The sequence below is a fragment of the Paenibacillus sp. alder61 genome (assembly GCF_020179875.1).
Lineage (GTDB): Bacteria > Bacillota > Bacilli > Paenibacillales > Paenibacillaceae > Fontibacillus > Fontibacillus faecis.
This window is the reverse complement of sequence record NZ_JAIUDG010000017.1, coordinates 59,936-86,133: the sequence shown is the minus strand read 5'-3', so window position 1 is coordinate 86,133 and position 26,198 is coordinate 59,936. Positions and strand designations below refer to the sequence as shown.

General features: G+C 45.8%; 31 protein-coding genes and 1 pseudogene. 26 read left to right on the top strand and 6 right to left on the bottom strand.

Annotated features, from left to right (window positions below):
• Nucleotides 1–495: a hypothetical protein gene (locus LBW89_RS18350; RefSeq protein WP_148456719.1), complete on the top strand. Its 495-nt coding sequence runs from the start codon at nucleotides 1–3 to the stop codon at nucleotides 493–495.
• Nucleotides 496–597: 102 nt separating this feature from the next.
• Here LBW89_RS18350 and LBW89_RS18345 read toward each other — a convergent pair whose 3' ends face one another.
• A complete protein-coding gene (locus tag LBW89_RS18345; RefSeq protein ID WP_148456721.1) occupies nucleotides 598–813 on the bottom strand; it encodes a helix-turn-helix domain-containing protein in 216 nt (71 codons plus the stop codon).
• A 183-nt stretch (nucleotides 814–996) separates the two neighbouring features.
• Here LBW89_RS18345 and LBW89_RS18340 point away from each other — a divergent pair, with 183 nt between their 5' ends.
• Nucleotides 997–1,278 carry a DUF6809 family protein gene (locus tag LBW89_RS18340; RefSeq protein WP_148456723.1) on the top strand — a complete coding sequence of 94 codons (282 nt, stop codon included), beginning with the start codon at nucleotides 997–999 and terminating at the stop codon, nucleotides 1,276–1,278.
• On the opposite strand, the gene LBW89_RS18335 is transcribed toward LBW89_RS18340, so the two are convergent.
• Entirely contained in the window at nucleotides 1,275–1,616 is a 342-nt protein-coding gene (locus LBW89_RS18335) for a winged helix-turn-helix transcriptional regulator (RefSeq protein WP_148456725.1), read from the bottom strand. The two genes, LBW89_RS18340 and LBW89_RS18335, sit on opposite strands and share 4 nt — an antisense overlap.
• A 191-nt stretch (nucleotides 1,617–1,807) precedes the next feature.
• Here LBW89_RS18335 and LBW89_RS18330 point away from each other — a divergent pair, with 191 nt between their 5' ends.
• Nucleotides 1,808–3,937, top strand: a complete 2,130-nt coding sequence (locus LBW89_RS18330; protein ID WP_225039802.1) for a peptidoglycan-binding domain-containing protein — start codon at nucleotides 1,808–1,810, stop codon at nucleotides 3,935–3,937.
• An 8-nt stretch (nucleotides 3,938–3,945) separates the two neighbouring features.
• Entirely contained in the window at nucleotides 3,946–4,173 is a 228-nt protein-coding gene (locus LBW89_RS18325; RefSeq protein WP_148456729.1) for a hypothetical protein, read from the top strand.
• Between the two features lie 215 nt (nucleotides 4,174–4,388).
• Here LBW89_RS18325 and LBW89_RS18320 read toward each other — a convergent pair whose 3' ends face one another.
• Complete coding sequence (locus LBW89_RS18320) at nucleotides 4,389–5,138, bottom strand: SDR family oxidoreductase (RefSeq protein WP_148456731.1); 750 nt, start codon at nucleotides 5,136–5,138, stop codon at nucleotides 4,389–4,391.
• A 174-nt stretch (nucleotides 5,139–5,312) separates the two neighbouring features.
• Here LBW89_RS18320 and LBW89_RS18315 point away from each other — a divergent pair.
• The 7 genes and pseudogenes from LBW89_RS18315 (at nucleotide 5,313) to LBW89_RS18285 (ending at nucleotide 10,334) form a co-directional block, all read left to right on the top strand.
• Nucleotides 5,313–5,887, top strand: a pseudogene (locus tag LBW89_RS18315) (TetR/AcrR family transcriptional regulator C-terminal domain-containing protein).
• 375 nt (nucleotides 5,888–6,262) lie between these two features.
• Complete coding sequence (locus tag LBW89_RS18310; RefSeq protein WP_148456733.1) at nucleotides 6,263–6,808, top strand: hypothetical protein; 546 nt, start codon at nucleotides 6,263–6,265, stop codon at nucleotides 6,806–6,808.
• A 74-nt stretch (nucleotides 6,809–6,882) separates the two neighbouring features.
• On the top strand, nucleotides 6,883–7,212 hold the full coding sequence (locus LBW89_RS18305; protein ID WP_148456735.1) for a hypothetical protein: 330 nt from the start codon (nucleotides 6,883–6,885) through the stop codon (nucleotides 7,210–7,212).
• A gap of 99 nt (nucleotides 7,213–7,311) precedes the next feature.
• Entirely contained in the window at nucleotides 7,312–7,719 is a 408-nt protein-coding gene (locus LBW89_RS18300) for a hypothetical protein (RefSeq protein WP_148456738.1), read from the top strand.
• A gap of 62 nt (nucleotides 7,720–7,781) precedes the next feature.
• Nucleotides 7,782–8,333, top strand: coding sequence for a hypothetical protein (locus LBW89_RS18295; RefSeq protein ID WP_148456740.1), 552 nt, complete (start codon nucleotides 7,782–7,784; stop codon nucleotides 8,331–8,333).
• A gap of 221 nt (nucleotides 8,334–8,554) precedes the next feature.
• Nucleotides 8,555–8,908 (top strand): BlaI/MecI/CopY family transcriptional regulator, encoded by a 354-nt coding sequence (locus LBW89_RS18290; RefSeq protein ID WP_225039825.1) that lies wholly within the window; start codon nucleotides 8,555–8,557, stop codon nucleotides 8,906–8,908.
• A 7-nt stretch (nucleotides 8,909–8,915) separates the two neighbouring features.
• Entirely contained in the window at nucleotides 8,916–10,334 is a 1,419-nt protein-coding gene (locus LBW89_RS18285; protein ID WP_148456744.1) for a M56 family metallopeptidase, read from the top strand.
• A 560-nt stretch (nucleotides 10,335–10,894) separates the two neighbouring features.
• On the opposite strand, the gene LBW89_RS18280 is transcribed toward LBW89_RS18285, so the two are convergent.
• A complete protein-coding gene (locus tag LBW89_RS18280; protein WP_148456746.1) occupies nucleotides 10,895–11,293 on the bottom strand; it encodes a hypothetical protein in 399 nt (132 codons plus the stop codon).
• 74 nt (nucleotides 11,294–11,367) lie between these two features.
• Here LBW89_RS18280 and LBW89_RS18275 point away from each other — a divergent pair, with 74 nt between their 5' ends.
• On the top strand, nucleotides 11,368–11,934 hold the full coding sequence (locus LBW89_RS18275; protein ID WP_148456748.1) for a hypothetical protein: 567 nt from the start codon (nucleotides 11,368–11,370) through the stop codon (nucleotides 11,932–11,934).
• Between the two features lie 60 nt (nucleotides 11,935–11,994).
• Here the strand turns inward: LBW89_RS18275 and LBW89_RS18270 are convergent, their stop codons facing one another.
• Nucleotides 11,995–13,017, bottom strand: coding sequence for a hypothetical protein (locus tag LBW89_RS18270; RefSeq protein ID WP_148456750.1), 1,023 nt, complete (start codon nucleotides 13,015–13,017; stop codon nucleotides 11,995–11,997).
• Nucleotides 13,018–13,282: 265 nt separating this feature from the next.
• On the opposite strand from LBW89_RS18270, the gene LBW89_RS18265 reads away from it, so the two are divergent.
• The 6 genes from LBW89_RS18265 (at nucleotide 13,283) to LBW89_RS18240 (ending at nucleotide 16,541) form a co-directional block, all read left to right on the top strand.
• Nucleotides 13,283–13,810: a hypothetical protein gene (locus LBW89_RS18265; RefSeq protein ID WP_148456752.1), complete on the top strand. Its 528-nt coding sequence runs from the start codon at nucleotides 13,283–13,285 to the stop codon at nucleotides 13,808–13,810.
• Nucleotides 13,811–13,889: 79 nt separating this feature from the next.
• Entirely contained in the window at nucleotides 13,890–14,357 is a 468-nt protein-coding gene (locus tag LBW89_RS18260; protein WP_318249409.1) for a hypothetical protein, read from the top strand.
• 184 nt (nucleotides 14,358–14,541) lie between these two features.
• The gene (locus LBW89_RS18255) at nucleotides 14,542–15,279 is read left to right on the top strand and encodes a tRNA(His) guanylyltransferase Thg1 family protein (RefSeq protein WP_148456754.1); all 738 of its coding nucleotides are present in this window, start codon (nucleotides 14,542–14,544) and stop codon (nucleotides 15,277–15,279) included.
• A gap of 2 nt (nucleotides 15,280–15,281) precedes the next feature.
• Nucleotides 15,282–15,734, top strand: a complete 453-nt coding sequence (locus tag LBW89_RS18250) for an ATP-binding protein (protein WP_148456756.1) — start codon at nucleotides 15,282–15,284, stop codon at nucleotides 15,732–15,734.
• Nucleotides 15,735–15,746: 12 nt separating this feature from the next.
• Nucleotides 15,747–16,181 carry an SUKH-3 domain-containing protein gene (locus tag LBW89_RS18245; RefSeq protein WP_148456758.1) on the top strand — a complete coding sequence of 145 codons (435 nt, stop codon included), beginning with the start codon at nucleotides 15,747–15,749 and terminating at the stop codon, nucleotides 16,179–16,181.
• A 27-nt stretch (nucleotides 16,182–16,208) separates the two neighbouring features.
• Entirely contained in the window at nucleotides 16,209–16,541 is a 333-nt protein-coding gene (locus LBW89_RS18240; RefSeq protein ID WP_148456760.1) for an MmcQ/YjbR family DNA-binding protein, read from the top strand.
• 27 nt (nucleotides 16,542–16,568) lie between these two features.
• Here the strand turns inward: LBW89_RS18240 and nfi are convergent, their stop codons facing one another.
• Nucleotides 16,569–17,252: a deoxyribonuclease V gene (gene nfi / locus LBW89_RS18235; RefSeq protein WP_148456762.1), complete on the bottom strand. Its 684-nt coding sequence runs from the start codon at nucleotides 17,250–17,252 to the stop codon at nucleotides 16,569–16,571.
• Between the two features lie 104 nt (nucleotides 17,253–17,356).
• Here nfi and LBW89_RS18230 point away from each other — a divergent pair, with 104 nt between their 5' ends.
• From LBW89_RS18230 to LBW89_RS18195, 8 genes are all read left to right on the top strand, one after another.
• Complete coding sequence (locus LBW89_RS18230; RefSeq protein ID WP_148456764.1) at nucleotides 17,357–17,839, top strand: SUKH-3 domain-containing protein; 483 nt, start codon at nucleotides 17,357–17,359, stop codon at nucleotides 17,837–17,839.
• A 154-nt stretch (nucleotides 17,840–17,993) separates the two neighbouring features.
• Nucleotides 17,994–18,602 carry a hypothetical protein gene (locus LBW89_RS18225; RefSeq protein ID WP_148456766.1) on the top strand — a complete coding sequence of 203 codons (609 nt, stop codon included), beginning with the start codon at nucleotides 17,994–17,996 and terminating at the stop codon, nucleotides 18,600–18,602.
• Between the two features lie 425 nt (nucleotides 18,603–19,027).
• The gene (locus LBW89_RS18220) at nucleotides 19,028–19,354 is read left to right on the top strand and encodes a DUF6572 domain-containing protein (RefSeq protein WP_148456769.1); all 327 of its coding nucleotides are present in this window, start codon (nucleotides 19,028–19,030) and stop codon (nucleotides 19,352–19,354) included.
• A gap of 137 nt (nucleotides 19,355–19,491) precedes the next feature.
• Entirely contained in the window at nucleotides 19,492–20,472 is a 981-nt protein-coding gene (locus LBW89_RS18215) for a hypothetical protein (RefSeq protein ID WP_148457384.1), read from the top strand.
• 39 nt (nucleotides 20,473–20,511) lie between these two features.
• Nucleotides 20,512–20,958, top strand: a complete 447-nt coding sequence (locus LBW89_RS18210) for a hypothetical protein (RefSeq protein ID WP_148456771.1) — start codon at nucleotides 20,512–20,514, stop codon at nucleotides 20,956–20,958.
• Between the two features lie 278 nt (nucleotides 20,959–21,236).
• On the top strand, nucleotides 21,237–21,740 hold the full coding sequence (locus LBW89_RS18205) for a hypothetical protein (RefSeq protein WP_148456773.1): 504 nt from the start codon (nucleotides 21,237–21,239) through the stop codon (nucleotides 21,738–21,740).
• A gap of 161 nt (nucleotides 21,741–21,901) precedes the next feature.
• On the top strand, nucleotides 21,902–22,945 hold the full coding sequence (locus LBW89_RS18200; protein ID WP_148456775.1) for a LacI family DNA-binding transcriptional regulator: 1,044 nt from the start codon (nucleotides 21,902–21,904) through the stop codon (nucleotides 22,943–22,945).
• A 395-nt stretch (nucleotides 22,946–23,340) separates the two neighbouring features.
• Nucleotides 23,341–26,157 carry an alpha-amylase family glycosyl hydrolase gene (locus LBW89_RS18195; protein ID WP_225039798.1) on the top strand — a complete coding sequence of 939 codons (2,817 nt, stop codon included), beginning with the start codon at nucleotides 23,341–23,343 and terminating at the stop codon, nucleotides 26,155–26,157.
• Nucleotides 26,158–26,198: the final 41 nt, after the last annotated feature.

Sequence of the window (26,198 nt, the reverse complement as noted above, 5' to 3'; positions counted from 1 at the left end):
ATGGTACATATAATTAGATTTAAAAATAATCTTGGAGAGTTTGGAGAGTTTATTAATGAGGAATGCATAACTAATGATGAGGAATACAGTAAAGAATTTTACTCTGCAAAAGATGAATTAATTAAAACGGAATTAATTAAAAAAGGTGCTGTGCTCGTAGTTAGATACGAAAATTGTGGAACAAACTTTGCGGAACTTTTAGCAGTGCATTTAAAAGAGTATGGGAATGTAACCGCAGACTTTTTAGCAGTGCAGGAAACGACAAACGAAGGATATAAGAAACGCGGGCATCTGTTTGAAAATGGGAAATTGCTTTTTGTTCGTGAAACGTACTACGATTCGCTGGGCGATATAGTTAAGGAGGTATCGTTATACTCCAAGAACAACTATGAACCGACAATGGTTGAATATTATGAATATGACGATCAAAAAGAGTTGATTGGCATTACTCAAAAAACGATGGATGGAAGGGTCATATCCCATATCGATTTTTGAGATTGCGGATGGGGGACTTGCCCTTAGATAGATTGTGTAAATATAAAAAGGCCTATTCCCATTACATGATAGAGGAATAAGCCTTTTTTGCTTTCAGCCATCTTAATCTTCTTCCACTTCTTCCATTATCAGAAGTTCATGCAAGCCAATGTTAAGCGTTTTGCAGATTTGTTCCAGGGTATCAAAATAGGCGGCATTGACTTTATCGGAGCAAAGATGACTAATCGTGCTTGGTCGGATGTTCATCCTACGTGCGAGTTCCCGTTGGCTCATTCCCCGTTCTTCTAAAATCTCCTTCAAACGAAGCCGAATCGGCATTGAAATCCACCTTTCTAACGGTTTTGACCCTCCATTTTTTTCTAAAAAAAATCCCTAATGCCCTCTTGTTTGTAACGGAGGAGCGTGATAGAATGAAAATGTGGTACGGAATACCGTTACATAGCATTTATCAAGACTTGAGTCACTGACACTGAAGTTCATTAATAAAAGGGAGATGATAAAGTGAAAAGTGTCCTGGAAGCACTCTTTTACGGTAACCTCCGTCCAGAGGAAAACATCCTTCCCCAAAATCCCGAGTACCGCAACATAAACAATAGCATATCCGATGCTATGTGCTTCTGGAAGGAAAAACTGTCTCCCGACGATTTTAACCAGCTAGAAAAGCTGCTCGATTTACGCGGTCAGTCGGAGTCGATGTATGCCACCGCCTCATTTGTGCACGGGTTTCAGCTGGGAACGTTGATAATGATGGAAGTATGCGCCGCAAAGGAAGAACTTTTTTAAGTATGTTGATTCTTCGCTCCCCACTCACATAATCCTTCCAGCACGGGCAATAAAGTTTCCGCCTTTTCGGTGAGGCGGTACTCCACCTTCGGGGGAACTTGAGGGTATTCTTTTCTCAGGACCAGGCCGTCCGCTTCCAGTTCTTTGAGCTGCGCACTCAAGGTTTTATAGGTAATCGCCCCGATTTGGCGTTTCAGATCATTGAAACGAACCGGTTGATTCTCTGCCAAAAGATAGATGATCACCATTTTCCACTTGCCGCCAATCACGGAAAGGGTATAGCCAAAAGGGGTGTCCTCGATCCGCCTAACCTTTCCTTTATAGTCCGTCATCCCCATATCTACACTATCCTTTCGGGTAATACCTACCAAAGAAGTACGTACTGCTAATTTCAGTTGTGTTCAGCTTATCTTAACTTCCCTTTGAAGTAAAGGAGCTAGTTCATCTGCATCATGATAAAATTTTCCAACCCTGCTATTCTGGTCTTAGCATTTGTAAATAAATGTAACGGGTAAAGCGGGTGAAGGAAATGAGCTTGAAGCAAAGTGTCGATCCGGATCGGCTGCTTCAGTTATCTAACGATATGAGGCGTCTGGAACAAATTTTGGAGGAACGGGTAACGAAGCTGGAGTCGGAGTTGAGGAATGTCGCCTCTCAAGTGAGGGCGGGTTATCCGGAGTATGGCGTGCAATCGGCGCTTGCTGAGGTCGAAGCCGTGCTGACGGACACTCGAAACCACGCCAGGCAATTACATGATCGTTTACATAGTAAGGGCCATGCACTTAAAACGGCGGCGGAAGAGTACATAGAAGTCGAGCGTAAGAGCCAGGATCTTGTGAAGAAGAGCCTGCTGAAATTCGTTATAGGACCCAAGCAGCTATCTCAGCGCTTTTTTGACTTAGTGAAACGATATAGTCCATTCGACCTGGTCAAACTAGCCCTGCAGCAAGCCAAGGAACTCACGCTTCAAGCGAAACTGAGCCGGTTTAGGGAAGATGAGCAAATCAAGGCGTACTTGGAGATGCTCCAGCATGGAACGTTGGAAGAACAGCGATTGGCGGAACAACAGCTTACGCTGATCGTGAACGCTTTTGACCGAATCGCCCGGTGTCAGATGGAATATGCGGTCTATGGCAAATTCGGGAATGCCAAGTATATGGAGGAAGTGCATCAATTGGCGGTTGAGGCCCGGGCCCAGCTAAAAGAGTTAGGGGTGTCGGAGAAGTGGTACGCCGCGGAGGTCGATTTAAGGGCGCTTTATTCCGGGTCGCCTTTGGATGCCTTGAGATATGATCCGTACAAGACCGACGGCTCGGTGATGCCGACCATAAGCGAGCAGCGATTTGCTATCGCTTTGGGGATGACCCATAGCAAGTATCAAGCCTGGGCGCGGGAACGTTATGACCAGATCGAGGCGGGTGCGATCGCGGCGGAGGCCAAACGCAAGGAAATCGCCCTGAAAATGGCACAGTATAACGAAGCCATACCGAAACCGAACATCGAGTATGTGCAGCAGCATTTAGCTGAGAAGGGGCTTTTTCACGGTGAGATTACGGGGGAGTATACTCCCGAACTGCTGCAAGCGATCGAGGCCTTTCAAGCGGAGTTCAACAGCAGCGAGCTTGCGAAGGAACTGCAACACAGCTTTGGGGTTGATGGTAAAATAGACTACAAGCTGCTGAACCTGATTTATTTGGAAAAGGGACTCATCGAGCAGACCCCTAATCTTTTTAATATGTGCTATATTCCGGACATGTTGGGAAAATCCAAAGACACGAGAAACGGATTTGAAAAGTCCATCGACAGCTTCAAGGAAATCGGCTCCGATATGCTGGCCGCCTCCGATGCGCGGTTTCAGAAGGCGTTTGATTCGCCGGGCGATTTTTTGAACTACCTGACCATGGGCATTCCCAAGGGGATTTACGATGGCTATGTAGCTCGAGGGGAGAAGCGGAACGAATCAACTTATGACTATATAGATTGGTTATCTTCAGGGGTATTATCCGGGGTGCATCAAACGTTTGTAGGTGCCGTTAATCCGGAAGAAGCCTATTCCAAGGAGCATTGGCTAAACAGCATCGGCCTGGCGGCTATGCTTACAAGTCCGGTTAAAATGAAACCCACCAAGCCTTCCATTCCCGATTTGAATAAAAGTAGTGGAGCGTTTAAGGTTAACACGACTACGGAGTTGGATAAGGTAGAGGGGAAGGGGATTGAGGGGACGAAAGAAGCTAGACCAAGTGAAATGTTTATAAACGACTTTGCGTTAGATGGTCAGCGGATTGCGCCTAAAAATTTGCATCGTGAACTTAGAAAGTCGGAGATTGGAAGAGAAACACTTGACTTAATTGTAGAAAATAAAATTAGAATCCTATTAGATTACAGTAAAAAACAAGGAGTATATGGACAGGCGTTTGGAGCTGATAAATCTATTGTTTATGTGGCAAATACACAATCGGTACAAAAGACGGCACAAATAATTATACATGAAGTTACCCACAATAGAATCAACTCGGCAACTTATACTCGTAGGGAAGAAGTAATAGCGCATATTCGAGAGGCGAAACACCTAAATCCGAATTTATCATTTGGGGAGATTCGGAATATCATCAATCAGGTGGATAGACTTTATCCGGAGCTACCATACAGAAAGGAGTAAAGAAAGATATGAATGAAAATGAATTTATAAAGGAGATTAGAGTTTTACAACAAATTGCTGATAGAGCTATGGCTGGAGAAGAAGTGTACTGTCCAAAGTGTGGTGAACTGCTTATTATAAATAAATTGGGAAGTGGGAAACATCCTTCTGTTTTTTGTCCAAATAACGATTTCAAAGTAATGATTGACTATAAAGGGAACAACGTGATTGAAAATTTGGGTTTGGATAAAAAATAAACTCATAAATAATATGTATGGAATTTATCGAGAATTAGTGGAGGTCTGTTCACAACAGTATGATCGAATAATTCCACAATGCGAGCTAGGGACTGTACGCAAACTTGTTTCCTTAATTTACAGTTTGCGTACACACCCTAGACTAAAATCCTCGTCATATCCCACGGAAGATAGAGGCTTCGTGAACGGAGAAGACTCCCCGAGGCTGGGCTGGATTAATGAATCTTTGGAGGTTCAGACTTCATCGTATCGTTAAGCTGGGTCACAAAAACCCCCTCGTTCGGGCCAGGGTTATTTCGAAACATTTTCGCTTCTTCGACCACAACTTCATCTGTTTCCGTACCAAGTATCTTTATCGTTGCTTCAATGTATGCCGCAAGTGGCATGGCACGCGGTTCATTGTTGTTGCTTTGAACCCATGGCGGCACCATCTCTATTACTTTTACCGATGTGTCTTTAAGCAGGTATCTTTGGGAAAGTGTATAGGTATGAAGTGCTGCCTTCGTCGCGGAGTATACAGCAGTTGCCGCTAACGGAACAAATCCAAGTATCGAAGTTGTGTTAATGACAACGGCTTCTTCCTTGGACTTCAGATGTTCGATTAACGCAGAAGTCAACCGAATCGAACCTAGCAAGTTTGTGGCGACTGTCGAAACCAAAACATCCTCATTGATCACACCCGCTGCGTTATCGGGTTGAATGATGCCTGCGTTGTTAATCAAGACATTCAAATCCGGGAATTCTTCGATTAATTGCTTGGCTGCCCCCTCTATACTGGCAGGGTCTTGTACATTTAATTCCATTGCGGACATGCCGGGATTCCCTTTGATTGTCTCCTCCAAACGCTCTTTACTTCGGCCAGAGATAATAACTTTATTTCCAAGATGGTGGAGTGCTTCTGCTAACGCACGTCCAATCCCCGAACCGCCACCGGTAATGAAAATCGTGTTTCCTGTAAGTTTCACGATCATACCCTCCTCTTGATTTGAACACATGTTGAATTATCAAAATATGTTTTATATAGTGAATGTATCAGGGTGATAAATGGGGCTCAATGGTTAAAACGAGCTCGGTTGTTGATTTTTCAACAGCGGGCTTCGAAGTGATCATTTTGGGGATAGGATAAAGGGGAGAAGGATATGGCCAGGCGTATTCAAAAATCGAGACAAGCGATTATGGATGCTTTTATGAGGTTATGTCTGAAAAGGAATTCGAGAGCATAACGATCAATCAAATTGCGATAGAAGCAAATGTCAATCGAGGAACGGTGTATTTGCATTTCAATGACAAGCACGATCTGCGCGAGCAATGTATAGCAGCTCAAATTAACCAGTTACTTCGACATTGTATGTCTGGAGATGACCTGGTTCATCTCCCTTCCAAAACCGCATTACTTCACAGTTTTGAACATTTGGAACAACATGCTTCTTTCTACTCCTTAATGCTGAAGAGTAAGGGAAGCACTGTATTTCGAAATCAAATGGAGACCATGTTCGGGGAAAATCTGAGTGAGTATCTGGATTCAATCAATCTCGATAAGGAAATAAACAGGGACATTACGGTACAGTTTTTAACTTCAGCAACAGTGGGTATATTGGAATGGTGGATAATCCGTTCGATGCCATATCCCCCATCGGTCATGGTTGAACAATTTTGGAATTTACTGAACCGAGGTGTCGAAGGACACGAACATCATTCCATTAGAAGCCGCTAATTTGCTGGCTTTTTTTGTATTATTGAAGGCCTGAAAATTAATGAGGAGAGAAGTAACAAATATCATTGGTGAAGTAGATAAAAATAAATGCAATACATTAATCAGATTTGGAAGAATTGGAGATTTGATAACAGTAATTTAGATGAGTATCGAATATGGTATATGACAAAAGAAAATTTAGCGCTATTGAATTACCCTTACGAGGAAGATGGTTTTTAAACGTTCTATTATCAATAGATTGTAGTATTGGCCCTGAGTAGAAGAATTGCTGCATGATTTTTACAGATATATGGGCGGGGTCCTATTTAAACCCCAATTAAATATCGAAAGGAGATATTAAGTCTGTTTATCTTATTAGAACATTCCTTACGTCCTTTGAAACTTCGAGATAAAAAAGTCACTCCATCAACTATAATCCCACTGGATGTAGAACAACTGAGAATTACGGAATACACGGGAATCAGAAGCGGCAAAAGGGTCAGTGCTCTGAATTTCGGCGGGCATATCATCCCCACTCCCGAAGCTAAAGATGCGTTTTATTTATCAGAAGTAATTCCTGCAACCTTAGACGAATCTGGATCAAGTGCTACAAATGGGGATATTTTCGTACCTTCCAATGAGGCCAGTACTGTTGAGTTGCTATCAATAAACGATATAAAAGTAATGAATTGGCCCGATTCAGTAAATGGTTACTGGATATCCGTAAGGTTTTATCAAAAGGACGAACTTAAGGGTAAAGGCTGGTTCCACATAAATAATGGAGCCGGCGAAGCTATATTGTTGAATGGAAAATTACAATACGATAGTCCGACTATTGTTAGGGCGATGCGTCCTCTTTTTCAAAAAACAGTTGAATGTGAATGCCATGACTTGGTGAGTAAGGAGTATTGGAATTACAGACCCGATGTTGAAACAGGATAGATTCCCTAATCATCATCCAAATTTTAAAATTGGTTAATTGGCATTTCGGTTTATATTAAATGGAGGCCGATGAAATGTGGAATGATAGAGACGATACACTTGAACAAGTATTCGACCGTATTATGGATAAGAAAGCAGGAGATGTTCCGTTAATTTGTCCGGTTTGCGGGAGAAAACAGGTACATTTCTATTTTCACAAGTGGAATGAAAAGTCCCCTAAAGGAGGAATGTGGATTTGGTGCAGTGGTTGTAAAAGCTTCTCACATGGTACTGTACAAGTACCTGAGTGGTGGGAAAACTGCAACGAAATCTCGTTGAATAAGCTGAATTCACTACCTGATTATTTAGAAGATCATAAAGAAAAGATTGATCATTATGTTAATGAGTTACGAAAGAAAAACTGAGGACGGTAATATGAAATCTTTACTGATAGCAAGGAGATCGTTCTGCCGCCTCTCTTGTCCTACCGGGCACAGCTCAGATGAAAGGACTTGATAAATGAAATGGCTGTAATGAAAGTTAGATGTGCTCGTTGTGGTGAGAATGTGGTATTACAGGTAAAACAGTACATAGTAAACAATGCAATAGCTTGGAGCGAGGCTTACAGTTGTGTCAATTGCGGGAATGAGGTTGTAAGTGATGATTGGGGAGACCAGACTCCAAATGAAGTAAGAAAAGCAATTCTAGAACAAGAGGGAGAATGGGAATTAGTCATTTTGAAGCATGGGGAGAATAAATCTCGTTTTTTAAGAAAATTACGTGATGCATTAAGCCTTACTCTACAAAAGGTATCTGATCTATGTAAAAAAATACCGGGTACTTTAATAGCGGGTACCTTTCAAGAGATGTTGCTGTTGAAAATAAGGTTAGCACTGCCCGATGAGGATATATCCATAAATCGTGTCAAGTAAACTCAAGCTATTGACTTTGTTTGCTTGATCCATCCAAGACTTAATAAAGAAGGCGATCTAAAGTGGCCCAAAGCGCAATCCGTTATCGAGACAATACACAGTATATTCAAGATGCCCAGCTAGGAGATGCGTTAAAACACATTTTTATCGCATTGGATAGAAAAGTTTCGGAGAACCCTAGACAATACGGTTGGTTACTTCAGGCTATGAATAAATGGTGGGACGATTTCGAGCATTTGCCTCCCGGATTAAAAGATGTCGAACTCGATGAATGGCTGGTAAATCCAAAAAGGAAAGCGGATTTTGAGGAGATTTTAAATCTTTCCCTCGACAACGTAAATACGGAGCTCTTGATTGAAATCATGAAATTCAAACGTGTAATAGATATGAATCCCCATGAATACGACGTATTCAAGGATATTGACAACAGGGTTTTAAAGGGTGAAAAAGTACCGTGCCCAACATGCGGTGAAATCCTTATCTATCAAGGTCCAGATACAGGAAAGCATCCATCCATTATTTGTCCGAATCATGATTATACTGTTCTTTTGGAAGTTCAGAGGGTTGATATTTTAGACAAATTGGGACTTAGGAAGAGGAAGGGATCACGGTAATTACTAACTCACAAACAAGCCGGGGCGCGTATTATACGCTGCTCCGGCTTTTCACTGCTGTCGGCTCCCCGGGCTTTGGAACGGAAACAGGCCGGTCTGCGCACGGCACAAAGTTGTTTATATGCCTAACTGAAGGATATATTTGACAAAAAGGTGACTACTGGAGTAGTATGATTGATGACTACAACAGTAGTCATTCATATGGAAAGAGGTGAACGGAAATTAAACTGTTTGATTCCGAATTAAGAGTAATGGAAATTTTATGGAGGGATGGGATGCTGGCGGCGGGCGAACTGGCGGCTGTTTTAAAACGGGAAACGGGCTGGAACAGGAATACAACCTACACGGTCATCAAAAGGCTGATCGACAAAGGAGCCATCCGGCGAACCGACCCGGGCTTTGTCTGCGAAGCGCTTATTCCCAAAGAGCAGGTGCAGTCGCACGAGACCAAGGAATTGATCAATAAAATGTTCGACGGCTCGGCGGAGATGTTTTTTTCCGCGTTTATCAACGAGAAGAACCTGAGTAAAGAAGAGATCGACAAATTGAAAAAAATTGTGGAAAACTTAAGCTGAGGCGGCGATGATGGATATTCTCCGGATGAGTTTGTCGGCGAGTGCTCTGATTATTCTTGTTGCCCTGCTGCGGTCTGTGGCTATCCACAGATTACCCAGATTGTTATTTCTCGTTCTTTGGGGAATCGTGCTTGCCAGACTGCTTGTTCCCGTATCCCTTCCCATCCTTCCGCAGCTGCCTGTGCCGGTTGAATTCCATGATTCCGGTTATGACGCAAATACAGGCTCAGCCGTGGTGTTCCCGGGCCCCGGTCCAACTTCCGGGCATACCGTAGAGCAGAACGGAAAGCTTAAAGCGGATCGTGCAGCCTTGACGGATTCCGATTGGCGGCTAAAGCCGGAGCATCTTACGGCCATTTGGCTTGGGGGCGCGGGGCTGATGGTTATGGCGGTTTTGGTTATTTATTTTAGGAGCAGCAGGGAACTGCGGACCGCGCTGCCTTTGCGGGGAGATCACCCTGTGATTGAAGCTTGGCTGGAAAAGCACCCCCTGCGGCGGAAGCTCTCCATCTTGACCTATGACCGGATTGATACACCGCTGACCTGCGGAATATGGCGTCCGAAGATTATTTTGCCCAAATCCTTGGATACGGGGAACGAGTCCGCAATGGAGTATATTCTTACCCACGAATACATGCATATCAGACACTTCGACGCGGTATGGAAAATGGCTGCGGTTGCGGCCCTGTGCCTGCACTGGTTCAATCCGCTGGTTTGGCTGATGTACTTCTATCTGAACCGGGAGATCGAAATGGTCTGCGATTCAAGAGTGATCAACCATCTCGGCACCAAGCACAAAGCGGACTATGCGTTATGCCTCTTGTCGATAGCGGAGCACAAAGGGAGATACACTCCCTTATATCAGGGGTTTAGCAAAAATGCGACCCGGGAAAGGATCGTGTCCATTATGAAATTGAAAAAAGTGACGATCGTGACAGCGGCCATTTCGCTCATTTTAGTGTTGGGGGCCGTGTCAGCATTTGCGGAACAATCAAGCGGAGAAGAAAGCAGCAGTTTCGCAGGAACCGCGGTAGAAATGAACGCCGTGGAAAACGGGGGTGATGCCGGAGGGCAATCTGCGCCTTCCTCGGCCTCCTCGGAGCAGGGAGAAGCCATAGCCGATTTTAATTACGATGCGTTAAAAGACTATACAGCCTATGGCCTGAAGTACGATAAAGCCAAAGACGGATATCTGTACAATGGCAAGCATATTCGCCTGTTCCTGGATCAGGACCCCAAAGAGAAAGGGAAGTTCGCCAAATTTTATTATGACGGGGGCGGAGCGACCGATTTTCAAGTTGTCCGGGATGAGAACAACAACATCAGCAAGATTGTTGAAGTGAGTGAAAGCGAGTTGCAGGAATTGGGGAACGCGTACGGATTCGTGCTTAATAACGGCGGCCTGCAGTTCGAAAATGTAGAATAAAGCAGCTATTAAAGCTGGTATTGTAAAAAAGGGATTCCACAGCCGGCGGCTAAGAGTCCCTTTTTTATTTGGGGCTTTAGCCAGTTGAGAACGCGAAGCATGCGAAACACCTGATGGGTTCGTTATCATAGGAGTGTTCAAGCTACTATGTATAACGAAAGGAAAAGGTGGCTTAATCGCTAATGGAAGTGATATGTCACATACAAAGAGGCGCCAAGTGTGCTTCCAAACGTCCAACTCCAAAAAGATGCAAATCTGCAGGTATTTTAGGCCGATTCCCAAGGGAATGCGAAAAAAGATGCAAATCTGCAGGTATTTCCAGCGATTTTAGAGAAATGAGCCGGTTTCGTCAAAAATTCCTGCAGATTTGCAGGAATTTTGAAATTTTTGTTCTAAACAAGAAAAAAGCATGCAGATATGCAGGAATTTATCGGTTGTCCATATAGCCCGTTTTATAAACATACCCGAAGTGCCCCTTTTGATTTTCAACCGAAAAGCTTAGCGTAGCGTCATCGTCCATTCCAACCGCCCCACTAAAAGATGTTTGGGTAGTACCATTATCATAAAAGTCGCCATTTATGACCCAGTAGATAACCGGTATTTCCAACTTCAAATGGCTGATAAAAATGAACATAAAAAATCTCATCAACTGCTCCGGATGATCCACTTTTGCTAAAAATGTTCCTGATCTTCTCTGTAGATTCATTCCGATTTGCAGCAATCTGGTGAATTAATTCCTCATAGGAGAGTTCTTCAACCCACAATCCGTCCCCCAAGTAAACAGGCACGTCACCCTCAAAAACTTTGCTGAAGTCGCTTTTTTTAAGTTCAATTTCCCCATTTTTGGTATAATTGGTGCTGTTAGAAACGTCACGACCCTTTGCAAATAAACCAACGAGACCACACACAAGTACAATCAAAATGAGGGCTAGTGAAAAAGGTAACTTGAGATTTTTCATTTAGCAACCTCCAAATTTTGAATGTTCCTTCTTTGTTCATGTAACACGAAAAGCAAGTGGAAGGAAGGTAAGGAATGCAAAAGTTAATGGATGTCGATGATGTGTTTGAATCCAATGAATACGGAACTATTATAGTCGGAAACCACCCTGTTCCGGCATCGATAAATGGGATTGGCGACTTGATCATTCTTCAGACACCGGACCATACGGGGTTAGAATTGAAAGTGGTTTCGGTTCAGGTTTCTAATTCACCGACTGATAAAAAAAGGGTGGGCATCTGTCTCGGTACATCAATAACCCCCTCAGATATACCATTAGGGTCGGTGGTATACATCCGCTCTAAGCCTCCGGCATATAAACACATCATGCGGGTCGGGATGGCTATCATGGATACAAAACTGGGTTCTCTGATCTCAGGGGGATTGGGTCCGGAGATTACCTTAAACCATTTAAAAATACCTTATCTTGTCGATAAGTATATTATAGTAAGAACCGCCACTGAAGAGTTGATATTTAAAGTGAAAAAAATGGATATCTCCACCTCGATCTGGGGAGGTATAAATATTGGACTTATTATTTATGATTCCGAGGATTTTACGAAGATAAAGCCAGGTGATGAAGTATTGGCGGTAATGGAGTGAGCCTTGTTCCCATGAGAGGCTCATTCCACATGAATGAGGAAAGGGAATGAGCCTTGTGAATTATTTTAATTTCCAGGAGGTCGCAATCTTTTCAAATTCCGATTCGTCAAGGTCTTTCGTTTGATCGGCTTCAATAAAAATAACGGTTTGATCCAGAAATATGTAACAATACTGCTTGACCACCGGCTTTGATGTCTCTGTTTCGATCCCGGAAACATAGGAGATATTAGCGGGGTATCCATGGATTTCAACATCCTTGGAATCGATGACTTCCAGGTCGGTATAGTAATTTCGTTTCAAATTCATCTTTTCTATGTACGCCTGTCTCTTTTTGGCGGGAACGGTTTGTTGCAGGTTCGTCACGCCGAGGGAGGACTCACCTTCGGGGATGGGAAACATGCCGCCTTTACTGTACAGTTCCATAACACCAAATTGTTTCGCAAGTTTCCAATCCGTCGGTAAATCGAGTGCATAGTAAGTTTCCGATTCCAAGGATTTACTTTCCCATTGGAAGGTGGAGAGCATATCCGTGATTTGCTCCTCAATGAGTTTGAATTGTTTTTCCGGAGCGCTTACCTGAATTTGCCCCATTTTTTGCCCTTTACCTTCCAAGAGATAAATCCATTGGGTATAAGTGATCCCGTCCTTAGCGACACTGCATTTGAGGAGGAGAGCCTGGTTTTGATGGGAAGTCGTTAAGGTTTCTTTTGAAACTAGCTCTAAACCTTTGTTTTTTAGCAGGTCGGCGGTGTACATTTCGTCTAGATGGGAGATAGCCTGCGATCCATCGGGTACGGGAAGTTCAAGGATCAGGATACTGGCTTGGTGCTTCAGACTCTCATAACCTGCAAAACCGCTCGCAGGTTGGAAATCCGTTGGAAGAGTAAAACTTAAGGAGGTTCCCGGGGCAGTTACATATTTCCCCTTTGTGATCGAAATCTTTTGTTCCGTAGCTGCAGAAGCCGTAGATTTCCCGGTCGCAGCCAGATCGGATGAGTCACGGTTGCGGGTCAAAGCCGGAGAAGAACTGCAGCCTGCCAAAAGGGCAAACAGTACGAGTGAGGTTATTAACTTGGAATACATATCATTCCACCTTTCTGGTTTTCCAATATTTAGGTTGTTAGAGCTGTCTCTATAATATAATCGGAATCTATAAAGAAATTTTTGATACTTTTACCAATGGTTAGGGGGAGATGCGATTTGTCTGTAGCTACGCAGGCCAAGGTGAGTTTGGAATTTAACGAATCGTTTTTTGTACCGGTAAGAGAATACATATTAAATACGAAAAAATACGGTTGGAACTGTAGTAAAGGCCTTATTAATCCAACAGAAAGGTGAAGAGACAGACATGCTCGAATCGATCATCAACACAATCGACAACATCTTAGAGATCTTAAGTGAAGATCCGCTTAGTTTAACTTTTGCCGAGATGGTTAGAGCTCCTACTGAGGAGCAAGTTGCCAACCTCGAAAATAGTGTTTTGAAAGATTACTATGTAATTACAAATCGTTATGAGATATTGAACGGAGGCGTCATCACGATTTTTGGACAGCGAAAAGTCGGCGATCTCCAGTTTTATGCGGAGGAAATGCAAGGGGGTATCGGTGAGTGGATTTGCATAGGGAAAATTGATAAGTACCCCCTGTTCCTTAACAAAGGCGATGGTCATGTAGCTTGTTTATTCGGAGGCCCGTTGGATCAATCCTATGTCCTGGAGAACTATGGGGACTTCCGTCACTTTATACTGCGATATTTTTTGGGGGAGTCTTACGCGGAGATCGGACGGAAATTTGTCGAATCCGGCGAGAGTGTAAGCACGATGGGTTCCAAAGATGACGATTGGTACCAATTTTTAGAGGAACATCTTTTGTTTTAAGCACTGCTCATGGCAGCGTCGATTTAGCGGTCGATTTATGAGTTAGCATTTCTATCTTTTGAGTTAGGAAGTTGGGAACATGGAGCATGGAAAGCTTTTTATCGAGGAACATCCGGATGTTGGGGATTTTTTCGAGCGTTTACTGATCCACAGAGAGTTGGATGATTGGTACATGGAAAAGTGCGCGGAGGAAGCAAAAGTACCGGAGAAGCTCTACTGTCTGGAGCCGTTTAAGAACGTGGAATTAAGAAACCGAATGTATCCTTCGTTCGATATCCATCTGTTTTTGAAGCCGCGTAGAGGTGGAGAGGGTTTTTACTTACAAGAGCAAATCAGTCTAAAAGTTTCGAAGCTGCTGCCGGTCTACATTATGGATTGTAGTTATTCGCTCAGGCATCACCTTATTGAAGGTACATACGAAATGACAGGTACGCCCGAATCGCTGGAACTCATTCAAGGATCCAACCAAATACACAAGATGATGTCCGCGCATGGTTACACCGAACTGAGCTATCTGTATGATTTTTATGACACGGTTTATGAATGAGATAAACTAAGTGAGCTTAGGCCGTTTAACAGAAGGTTGACGTTAGGTGATGCGGTGTTTACGGACGTATTGGAGCTTTGCGAATCTACTGAGGGGAATTAACGACGGACAATCGGTTCGCCGCCATGTTGTTTGCGGGAAGCCGGTAGGAGTAAATTGAATTAAGGAGAGTAAGGCGGACATTATGAAAAAAGACGACTTTGGCAATCGCATGAAGGGGTACGAAAATATTTTCCGGCAAACGCTGCCCCAGCGGCTCCCGGTGATCATTCGGATCGACGGTTCTCATTTTCACACCTTTACCCGGGAAATGAAGAAGCCGTTTGACGAGTTATTAATTCAAGCGTTTTGGGAGACGTGCAAATATCTGGCCCAGAACATCATGGGCTGCAAGCTGGTTTACCACCAAAGCGACGAAATTTCCATCCTGTTGACCAATTACGATAAGCTGACCACACAGTCCTGGTTCGAAAATAATTTGCAAAAGATCGTCTCCGTTTCAGCCTCCATGGCTACCGCCAAGTTCAATGAGGTGATTAAACCAGCTTACCCGGACAAACCGCTGGCTACCTTTGACAGCCGGGCTTGGGTGCTGCCCCATGATGAAGTGGCGAACTATTTTCTCTGGAGACAGCAGGACGCGACCAAAAACAGCATTTCGATGGTGGCTCAGGCCCATTTTCCGCATGAGGAATTGCAAGGGCTGGACGGGAAAAAACTTCAGGACAAGCTGTTCCTGGAGAAAGGCATCAACTGGAACGACCTGCCCGTCTGGCAAAAGCGGGGAGCATGCATTACAAAGCAATCGTACCAAAAGGGAGAAGCGGTGCGCAGCAGGTGGGAAGTGGATCTCGATACGCCGATTTTTAGCCAGGATCGGGAGTACATCAACCAATACGTCTATTTGGCGAAGGATGAATAGTGATGGAATGCGTTATTTTTATCGGAATCCAGGCTTCCGGGAAATCCACCTTTTACAAGGAAAAGTTCTTTAAAACCCATATGAGAATCAACCTCGACATGTTGAGGTCCAGGCATCGGGAGGGCGTGTTTCTGGAGGCCTCGCTGCGAACCAGTCTCCCGTTTGTCGTGGATAACACGAATCCGACCATGGAGGACCGGAAAAAGTATATCGAATTGGCGCAAAAGTATAAATTCAAGATCGTGGGCTATTATTTTGAACCTAATTATGAGTTGTCTGTGGAGCGAAACGAGCGGAGGCAGGGGAAGGAAAAGGTGGCGGAGGTGGGAATCCGGAGTACCTTGAAAAAGCTTCAGCCCCCTTCTTATCAGGAAGGCTTTGATGAGCTGTACCGGGTGAGGTCGGATAGCGATGGGTTTCAAATCGAAAGCATAACAAAGGATGGAGCACGTTAAGGGGACCGATACATGAAGACTGGGGATATACCGACCAAAGAAACACTGAAAATACTAAGAGACTCCGGATGGTATGCAGGAAGGAAAATCGATATAACCGAAATAAAAGAAGATCTCGAACAACGGGGTTATGTTGTTTTTCCGACGGTCGAGGATTTCATGAGAGAATTCGGCGATTTGGTGATCGAGGATACGGTAAACGAAGAAACGCATAATACAAGTATCCGGTTCACGGACTATTATAGACACGGTAGTTTCAAATCGGAGGAACAATATGCGGGAGAGAAATTAGTTCCTGTGGGGATGATCGACAGCGATAACTTGTTGCTGTTTGTTTCGGAGAGCGGAAAGGTGTACTGCAGTACCGGGAAGTTGGGCGACTCCGCTATGGAAGCTTGGGATCACTTGATAAGCGGGCATGGGTTTATGCCGTGGGGAATGTTTTAAGAAAGGGGATAGGAGGTGGGACTTTGCTTGAAAACTAGACGAGAAGCCATTGATTATTGTTTGAGTTTGGGAACTGCCTATGAAGATACTCCTTTTCGCGATAAAAATTGGACCGTAGTGCGGCACATGAAAACGAATAAAGTGTTTGCGTGGATCTTTGAAAAGGACGGCCATATTTGGGTCAATGTAAAATGTGAACCGGGTGCCTTGGAGTTCTGGCGTCAGGCCTACCCTTCGGTGGTTCCGGCTTTTCATCTGAATAAGGACCATTGGAATTCCATTATTCTGGACGGCAGCGTCCCGGAAGAAGAAATACACGAGATGATTAAACAGAGCTATCTCCTGACTAAGAAAAAATAAACAGCAGCCTGCTGGCAGGCTCCGTCCCTAGGAAGGATTAAGCCTGCTTAGGGCGATTTTTACAAGGTGATCCGCTTGACGGGTTGTTTCGGGCAGACGGTATTGCGGCGAAAGTTTCAAGATCCATGCTGACGCGGCATTCAACGAGATTTTGTGCCCAATAGAAACAAATATAGGCTTAATATGGTCCTGCGTTCTTAGGACATGGCCGACAACCTCATCGTTGTCGATGAGAGGGGAATGGCTCCCGCGAGAATCCCCGGGTTCATCATAGGTTCCGAGTAATCTCGTTTTTCCGCAGCCGATCGTCGGAATATCCAAAAGAACACCTAAATGACTCGCCAGACCAAATCGGCGGGGATGCGCGATGCCTTGACCGTCGCAGATGACCAGGTCGGGCTGGATCTTGATCTGCTCGAACGCCTTTATGACCGGGGGCAGTTCCCTGAAGGAAAACAGTCCGGGAATATAAGGGAAATGGACCCGATCTTCCACGGTTACGGATTCCACAAGCTTTAGTGAAGCCGCCTCCAAAATAACTACGGCGGCAATCAACACATCGCTTTGTTTCGAATACGCTACATCCACACCAGCCACATAGGTTATATCGTGGGATTGATCCTGTTGGATGACCTTTTTGGCCAGTTCCCGCTGTAGGGAAACAGCTTCTTCTTCATTTAGTTCCCAGGGATGTATGGTTTTTGGTTTCATTGAAATCACCTTTTTGTATTTTAAATAGATTCAGCGGCTATATGTACATAAGTTTATTATATCTTATTTAACAGATTTGAAATTCTCTTATTTCAGGAGGCAAGATGAGCAAGCGACAGGAAGCTTTTAAGAGTGACTTTATGGATAATATATCGATCAAAACCAAAGAGATGCTTCACCAGTCAGGCTGGAATCCAGACACTAGTATCGATATAACTCCGACCGTGAAATTTTTGGAAGCAATGGGTTATGAAGTATTCGATGCTGTGCTTGAGACATTAAGCCTATTTGGCGGGAGGGAGGTTAAGTTTGCGCATCCGGATGGGAGTTGGGAAGCCTTTCATTTTAGTCCTGAAGAGACTGTAGGGGATTATTACGAAAAAGAAGACTTCGCGGAATTTGAGGAGCGTGTGAAAGAGCCGCTTATTGTCGTTGGAGAGGCATACCGCGGTCATTTTATTTTGCTCATCTCGAAATCAGGCAAGGTATTTGGAAAGAATGGAGCTTCCTTATACAAATTCGGAGACAGTATTTATGAAGCCCTGGAGACGCTTTGTCTGTTCAGAAAACCGGAAGAAGTCCCTTGAACTGGAGAGATAGCATGGAACATATTCAAATTCTAAATGAAGTAACGATACAGAACTATATTTCCGCTGAGGATCTGCGGTCATTTTGTAAGGAAAATGCATGAGATATTTGGAAGTTCATCGAAATGATAGAGATGGAGACGGGAGAAAGCTTATGATCATTACGCTGGATATAAGCCACGAAGAGTTCGATGGAATTGTAGCGAATGACGGAGAATTTTCGCCGGTGATTTTTCTGAATTTTCCCAGGGATATAAGCGGGTCTTATGAATTTGAACTAATGAACACCGTAATAAATATTTTTGATGTTAAAGATCAACTGGAGCGTCTCGGGGTTCGTTCGGAGGAGGATTCGCTGTTTGTATTTGGAACCATCCACGTGCGGATCGAAGGCGTGAAGGGGGCTGATTTCGAAATGGTTGAAGGCGGCTTTCATACGGGGCGTCGGCGGTACCATAGCTGGCCATACACCCTGCGGAAAGGAGATGTGGTATGTATCTCCGGGGGGAGGCTATCTTTCCTGGAGGATTGCTACGCCTCGATCAGGATTGTAGCCGAGAGCAGGCCACGAATCACCTTAACCTTTAACCTCGATGAAACGATTCCTTACGACTTTATGAATAGCAGCAGAACGAATCGGGCCCGCTCCGCTAAATCAGTACATACCTATACAAGTTCTCCCGGACGCTTATTTGATCCCCGCTTTTTTCGGGAGCATTTTGGCACTGGGAGAATAGCGGTCAGGAGCGAGATATCGGGGTAGTGCTCCATCAGACAGCCTTCATAACATAGAATTCCTGCATATTTGCATGTTTTTTTCTTGTTTGGAACGAAAAAATGTAAATCCCTGCGATTCTGCAGGAATTTTTGACGAAACCGCCCCCTTTCTCTAAAATCGCTAGAAATACTTGCAGATTTGCATCTTTTTTCACATTCCCTCGGAAATCGGCTTAAATACCTGCAGATTTGCATCTTTTTGGAGTTGGAAGGGGGGTTGGAAGGCACCTTGAAGGAGGTAGCGTGAATAGATTTTCGGAGCGAACCTTAGAAATATTGAGTTTTTAATATTTCTAAGGGGTTTGTTAAGGTGTTGTTGGGGAGTTAATAGAATAACTAAATTGAGAGAATTAAGCAATCTGGGGGAACTGTTAAAACTATCAGATCCGGATTAGGAAAAGGAGACTACATATGTCGATCTTGGACAAGAACCAAGTAGATGGGATCGGTAAGAGCAACACGGAGAATAAAATAGCGTTACTGCTGGCGGATCACCTGGATTGGAGCGACGAGCTTCAGCATCTAACCCTGCTGCAGGACAAAATGAATGCATATCTCTCATTTATTGAAAGCGGGCAGGTTTACGCGGTATACCCGGATGCGAAGTCCGTTGACGGATTTATTTTTGAGCTGAAATTCAAATATGCTCCTACCGAAAATGCCCTGAAGCTCATCGATGTGTTTAGAAAAAGTACGGCTGATTTGCGGATGGAGTATCGGGTTGGGGTTGATCTGTAGTTTTAGTCTCTCAAAGCTCCGACGGGTTCTGAACGGGTTTTGCAGAATCTAGTAGAATTGGAGCGGATTGTACTGGATGGATTCCCTGATTATTGGCATGATGGTCACGGAGGAGGAATACTTTAATGGTTAATAACATGCTCAACCCCAAGAAGCTCGATATGTCGTTCAGAAGATACAGCAAAAACTTCGGGGATGGAATTAAGTTTGAGACAGTTCAAAGACGATATCAAGAGAATCATAAAGAAGTGATTGAAATCGTCGATTCGAACCAAACGGAAAAAGATCATATTTTACTGATTGATTTGAATTCCATCGCCTCCTATTACTTATCCCAATGGAAAAGCGACGTGCTGATTACTGGAGGAAACCGGCTGGACGGCCTCAAGCAGATGCAGGTGGTCGTCTTCTATCAGTGTATGGCACAGGATCTTTATAAAGTCAGGTATCCCAAAATGATAAAGAATTACAATTTTCGTGGCGTTATCGTAGCTTTAATTCATTTTGCGATGTTTGGGTGGGCGAAGGAAGAAGATATTCTCTTTGATTTCATAGTAAACCGCTTGGGCAGCAACATATTGGACGTTAACGAGGAGAACAAACACGTCTGGTTTTTGCTGGAGTTGTACTTACAGTACAGGAACAAGACCGTCGCGGGAACCGACCGGAACGTACATCTCGCTGTGAGGCAACAGTTGAAAGAAGCGGGGCTGCCGCATGACTCGATCCCGGATGATCTGGAGGTGTACCGGCAGGCACTGGATCGGTGGTTGTCGTCTGACCCGGCAGAGATAGCGCCGTTAATCAACGGCATGGCATTATTCCACTCGATACAGGCTTCCGAGATCGGGGAGTTCCACGAATTTGGCGATTATCGATACGGCTTCTATCCTTATGAAATTTTATTCCTCAGACATGTCAGAACCAAACGAGGCCTGCCGGTTCCTGCGCAGGGTGACGATTTTTTAATGAATACCCCGGAAGCCAAAATGGAGTTTGCCAGTCCCGAGCCTTACCCGGAGCGGGACCCCATGCTGCGTATGATCGACAATTTTTATCGCCGGCATTACCCCGAATATATTCCGAACCAACATGGGGAACTGTTTCAATCGTCATAATTATAAATCCTACATTCATTTTCCAAGGAGGACATACATATGTCATTACAAGCCATCATCCCGCTCATTTTTGAAGGGAATCAGGAGCTATTAAGCAACCCGGATATCCTGTACGACTACACCGATCTGGTGGATTACGGGTTTCAAACGAAGCAGTTCCTTTATCTCGACCATCGCGGGGAAGAGGATCAAGAGATTGTGAATTTTATTCTGGACTATGAATTTGCCCACCACCTTGATTTGGCATCCGAGGAGGAGCTCGAGGAACTGGGAAAATTCGAATACGAGTACGTCCCGGAAAAGATCAAAGAAGTCAACAAGCTGATTTCTCCAAAAGGATACGGCTTGTTCTCTTATCCTACCGGCGGCGATTTCTGCGCCCTGTTCATCGCCAAGCTGGAGCATAAGCCTAAATTGCTGGAAGTCGAGATCGAGGACGACGAATGGCTGCCGCTCGAAGCCCGGTACATTCAGTACTATGAATAACATCTATCTGAGTACCCGATTGGATGGATTTCGTTTTGCCTTGTCCGGATCCCATCCGCCCATTAACGGGATTTTCTCCCGCTAATAGGATGCCAAAGCAGCAGGAGAGACGAAATACCTGGAATATCCCCCGTTAATTTGCCTGAAATTGCGAATATAGGCGGTTGACCCCCGAAATAGCTGGAGCTTTTCCAGCTAAATCATATCCACGGGCCAAGCGCGATAAATTACCGGGAGGTTTTCCCGTTAATGTTATTGAACGAGGGGGGCTGACTACGATGAATGAAAGCCTGAAAAGAAATATAAATAAGTTAAAAACACAACTCGCCTCTAACCCGGACAGCATCCTCATCGGCCAAATTCATGATGGGAATCCCCAGCCGGAGATGGAGGACAAGAACGGAGCCTTGGCGGAATATACTCAATTTTTGCAGGAGTGTGACGGGGCGTCTTTTGGGGAGATCATTCTTTTTCCTGTTCGTGAGCTTTCCCGCAATCAGTTTTATGTGGAGACCTTGGCCGGAGGAACGGAAACGTGGCTCTTTATAGGACACATTCTGTACGAGCCTCTGGTCATCAACAAAACCGATGGAAAGGTATACATGTTCTACGGGGACGAACCTGTGGACTGGCCGGAGGAATGTTTCGGCAGCTTCGATCATTTTCTCATGGACTACGCGTTCGGTAAAAAGTATCTCGATCTCGTACCCGTTGATCTTGAAGATGGATGGGTCAGGCTTATTCGTGAATTGGATGGTTGGACGACGAGGCTGCCGTATTGATCTTTCGCTAGCGCAAAAGTGCTTCATTAAAATTTTCAGAAGAGGTTGCGATATGCAGCCTCTTTATTTTAATTTAGAAGTAGCGAAGGGCCTGAACCGCAAAATCATGTCGGATTGAGTGATTCTATCCTCAATATGAAGGCAAAGGGGTATGCATACCTGTGAAAGTAACCATAAACGACATAGCCAAAGCCGCAAACGTAGCGAAATCGACCGTTTCCAAGGTGCTGAACGATTCGCCCAGCATCCCGCTAGCTACGAAGGAACGCATCCGGGCCATTATGAGGGACATGAATTATATCCCCAGCAGCATGGCAACCGGCTTGGCCAAACGGAAATGCAACAATGTGGCGGTGATGATCGATCTTTCGCGCCGGAACGATTTCTTAAATCAATTTTTCTATAACATTATCGGCGGGATCGAGAGCGTAGTCGGCTCCAAGGGATACGATTTGACGATCTGCAACGTGCCTCAAGAGGACAGCCGGGACTTTCTCCATCGGTACGCGTTAAGCCAGAAGGCGGACGGACTGATTATCGATACTTCAATCCTGGAGAAAACCGCCGCATCCGATTTGCTCGAGGCAAACTCCCCCTTTGTGGTGCTTGGGGCTTGGGGAGAGGAACGCAAATTTCCTTGTGTAGACATCGATAACCGATTGGGCGCGGTAAAAATAACGGAGCATTTGCTTGCGCAGGGCTACCGGCGCATCGCCTTCATCGGCGGCCGGAAGAAGGAGCACTTATTCTCGCAGCGGTTCGCCGGCTATTCCGAGGCGCTGCGTCGGCGGGGCTGCGGCGTCAATCCTTTATGGAGCTTTCCCGAAGGGAGTACCGAAGCGAGCGGTTACGCCGCGGTGGAGAAGATGCTCAGGCTCCCCATTGTTCCCGATGCGATCCTATGTATGAACAATTATGTCGCTTATGGCGCTCTTCGATGCCTGAGGGATCGGGGAATTTCCGTTCCCGATGAGGTGGGCATGGTCACTTTTGACAACGAGCCACTGGCGCCCTACACCTCCCCGCCTTTATCCAGCCTTCACACGGATACTTTCGGACTCGGCGCGAAAGCGGCCGAACTGCTGATGGGACTTATTCAAGATGAGGATACGGCGCCGGAAGAGGCGGCGAAGAGTCGCCAGACTTGGATTGAGCCTCACTTGATCGTGAGAGAATCCAGCGTAAAACCCGGAAGCGCGTTATGATAAAAAAGAAGCTCGACGAGCCTGGGTGGTTCGAAGGGCTTATTTTTATCTCGGGAATAGGACCGAAACGGAAAACCGCACCTGCCGGAGAAATCATTTTTCAAAATATTGAAAAAATATGAAAATTTAGATTGACCCCCAAACGAACAGATGCTATTTTTATTTTAGGAAACCGGTTCCTCCAATTGGAAACACAAAAAGGCCAATCATACATGAGACTCCAGTTTGGTTGCAAGGAGAAACGTTGATTTTAAAGGACAATATTCATTCCTATGGGGGGAGGGAAGAGTTGAATAGAATCAAACTGTAAGCGTTAACATTTTAGTGTGAAAAATGATTTATTGGGCTTCCTCATTCTAAGATAGCGATTCTGATCGAATTGGGAGGGATAGTAGTTGAAGTTCAAGATGATGAGAAAAGGGATCAGCCTGATTGCGGCATTTGCCCTAACGGCGTCATTGTTCTGGGGAATTGCGGGACCTGCCGGGAAAGCCGAAGCCGCTAGACTCGGTTTTGACGAGAACGACACCATCTATCAAATTATGGTCGACCGTTTTCACGATGGCGACAAGTCCAATAATGCGACCGGGGCGATGATTCGCTATGCGGAGAACTCGGAAGAAGATTTCCGCTACATGAAGGGCGGCGACTGGCAGGGCGTGATCGACAAGCTGCCTTATATCAAGGGGATGGGTTATACCGCCATTTGGATTTCCCCCGTGGCCGAGCCGCAGGTGACGAGCCGCGACAACAACGGGACGGGACGGAATACGGCCTATCATGGTTTTAACGTGAAGGACCCCAATAAGGCCAATCCTTATTTCGGCACAAAGGAGAAGCTGAAGGAGTTGGTCGACAGCGCCCACGATCTCGGGATTAAAGTCGTTATCGACGTCGTTCCCAATCATATCGGCGACTACATGTACGGAACCAACAATTACTATGATATTCCCGGCCTGGAGCCGGCCGCGCCTTTCAACAACCCTTCCTGGTATCACCACAACGGCGATATCGACTGGTCCTTGGTGGACGGCAACTACACGCAATGGGCTCAGGATTATATCGAAAATCATGACCTGGCGGGCCTGGACGATATCGACCACGATAATGCGGCCGCCAAGAACGCCATTTTCAAGTCGATAAAAGACTGGTTTGACTATACGGGAGCGGACGGGATGCGCGTGGATGCCGCGAAGCTGATCAAGCCTTCGGTCATTCGCGAATTGGAGCAATATGTCGGGGTGAACTCTTTTGGCGAAAATTTCGACGGTAACGCGGAGTTTGTATCCCGGTGGGTAGGCAGCAACGGCGAATGGGGGATGCTGGATTTCCCGCTGTTCTTCCAGATCCTGAACAGCTTTGCTTACGGCCAGTCCTTCGACACCACCCTCAAGCCCACGTTGGCCCAGGATCACCTGTACAAAGGAAACGAGAATCATATGGTTACCTTCATCGATAACCATGACCGCAACCGTTTCTTGACGGAAGTCGGCGGAAACGTGCAGAAGCTGCAGAATGCGTTGACTTTTATATTCACCGTTCGCGGCGTGCCGGTCGTATTCCAAGGCACGGAGCAGAACAAAGGCAACGGCAACGGTGCCATCATCACGGGCGGCATCGCCGATACGTGGAACCGCTGGTCTATGGTGAAGCGCGACGGCAACGGAAACGTGATCACCGATTATTTTAATCCGAATACGGACACGTACCAGCTTGTAGCCAAGCTGAATAAGCTTCGTCAGGATTATCCGGCGCTCCGCACCGGCAAACAGAGGGAGATGTGGTCGGCTGCCAACCTCTATGCCTTCTCGCGGAAGATCGATTCCGGTGCCCATGCGGGTGATGAAGTCATCGCCGCCTTCAACAACTCGGGGAATTCGATGACCCAGACCATTCCGCTTCGTGCGGAAAGCGCACTGACCGTCGGAACGACATTAACGAATCTGATGAATCCTTCGGAGACGATCACGGTCCAGGCGGGAGGAGTCAGCGGCAAGCAAATCACCATCACCGTCAACGGCAATTCCAATAAAATTTACGCGGTGAAGAAGACGGCTGGGGATACGGAAGCCCCGACCGTTCCGGGGAATGTGAAGGCCGTGTTGAACGGAACTACGGGAGCGGATGTCACTTGGACCGCCTCGACGGATAATGTGGGGGTTACGGGCTATGAGGTTTATCGGAATGGGGCCAAGATTGCGACGGTAACGGGAACCTCATACAGCGATACGGGATTGCAGCCCAATACGACGTATACCTACACGGTCAAAGCAAAGGATGCGGCCGGAAATGCCTCTTCATTCAGCAATGCGGCGACAATCACGACGCCTGGCGGAATTCCGGATACGGAAGCCCCGACTGTTCCGGGAAATGTAACGGCCGCATTGGTGGGCTCCACGGGGGCTCAGATCAGTTGGACCGCCTCGACGGATAACGTAGGGGTAACCGGGTATGAGGTTTATAGAGATGATGTTTTATTGACAACAGTAACGACAACATCCTATCAGGACACGAACTTGCAGCCGAATACGACTTACGCCTATACCGTAAAGGCCAAGGATGCAGCGGGGAATGTATCCGGGCCGAGCGATCCGGCCACCGTAACGACACCGCAGGGGAGTACCGTAACGATCTATTACAAAACCTCGTTCGCAACCCCCTATATTCACTTCAAAATAGACGGACAGAACGATTGGACGACATTACCGGGCGTGGCGATGACACCGGCGGCCCAGCCCGGCTACTATACGGTCAGTCTGCCCGTGGGAACGTCAACCGGAATAACGGCCGCCTTCAATAACGGCAGCGGAACCTGGGACAACAATAGCGGCAACAATTATCGTTTCTCCACGGGCACTTGGACGTTGGTGAACGGCAATATTGCCGAAGGCGAGCCGCAGACGGACGGCCTGACCTTTACCGTCAATGTCCCATCCGACACCACGGAAAGCGATACGGTATATATCGCAGGGGATTTCAACGGGTGGAATCCGGCGGACCCGGCCTACCAGCTCACTCGCCAAGCGGATGGAACCTATACGATCAAGCTTGATTTGGCGGCGGGCACGACGATTTCGTACAAGTTCACACGCGGAAGCTGGGCTTCCGTCGAAGCGAACAGTAACGGCAGCGACATCGGCAACCGCACGAAGACCACCGCCGGCGGTGGAGAATCGGTTACGGCTACCGTGCAGCGCTGGAAGGATCGCTAAGCGATCGGACTCGCATAAATCCGCTTGTGGAGGAAGTCCCG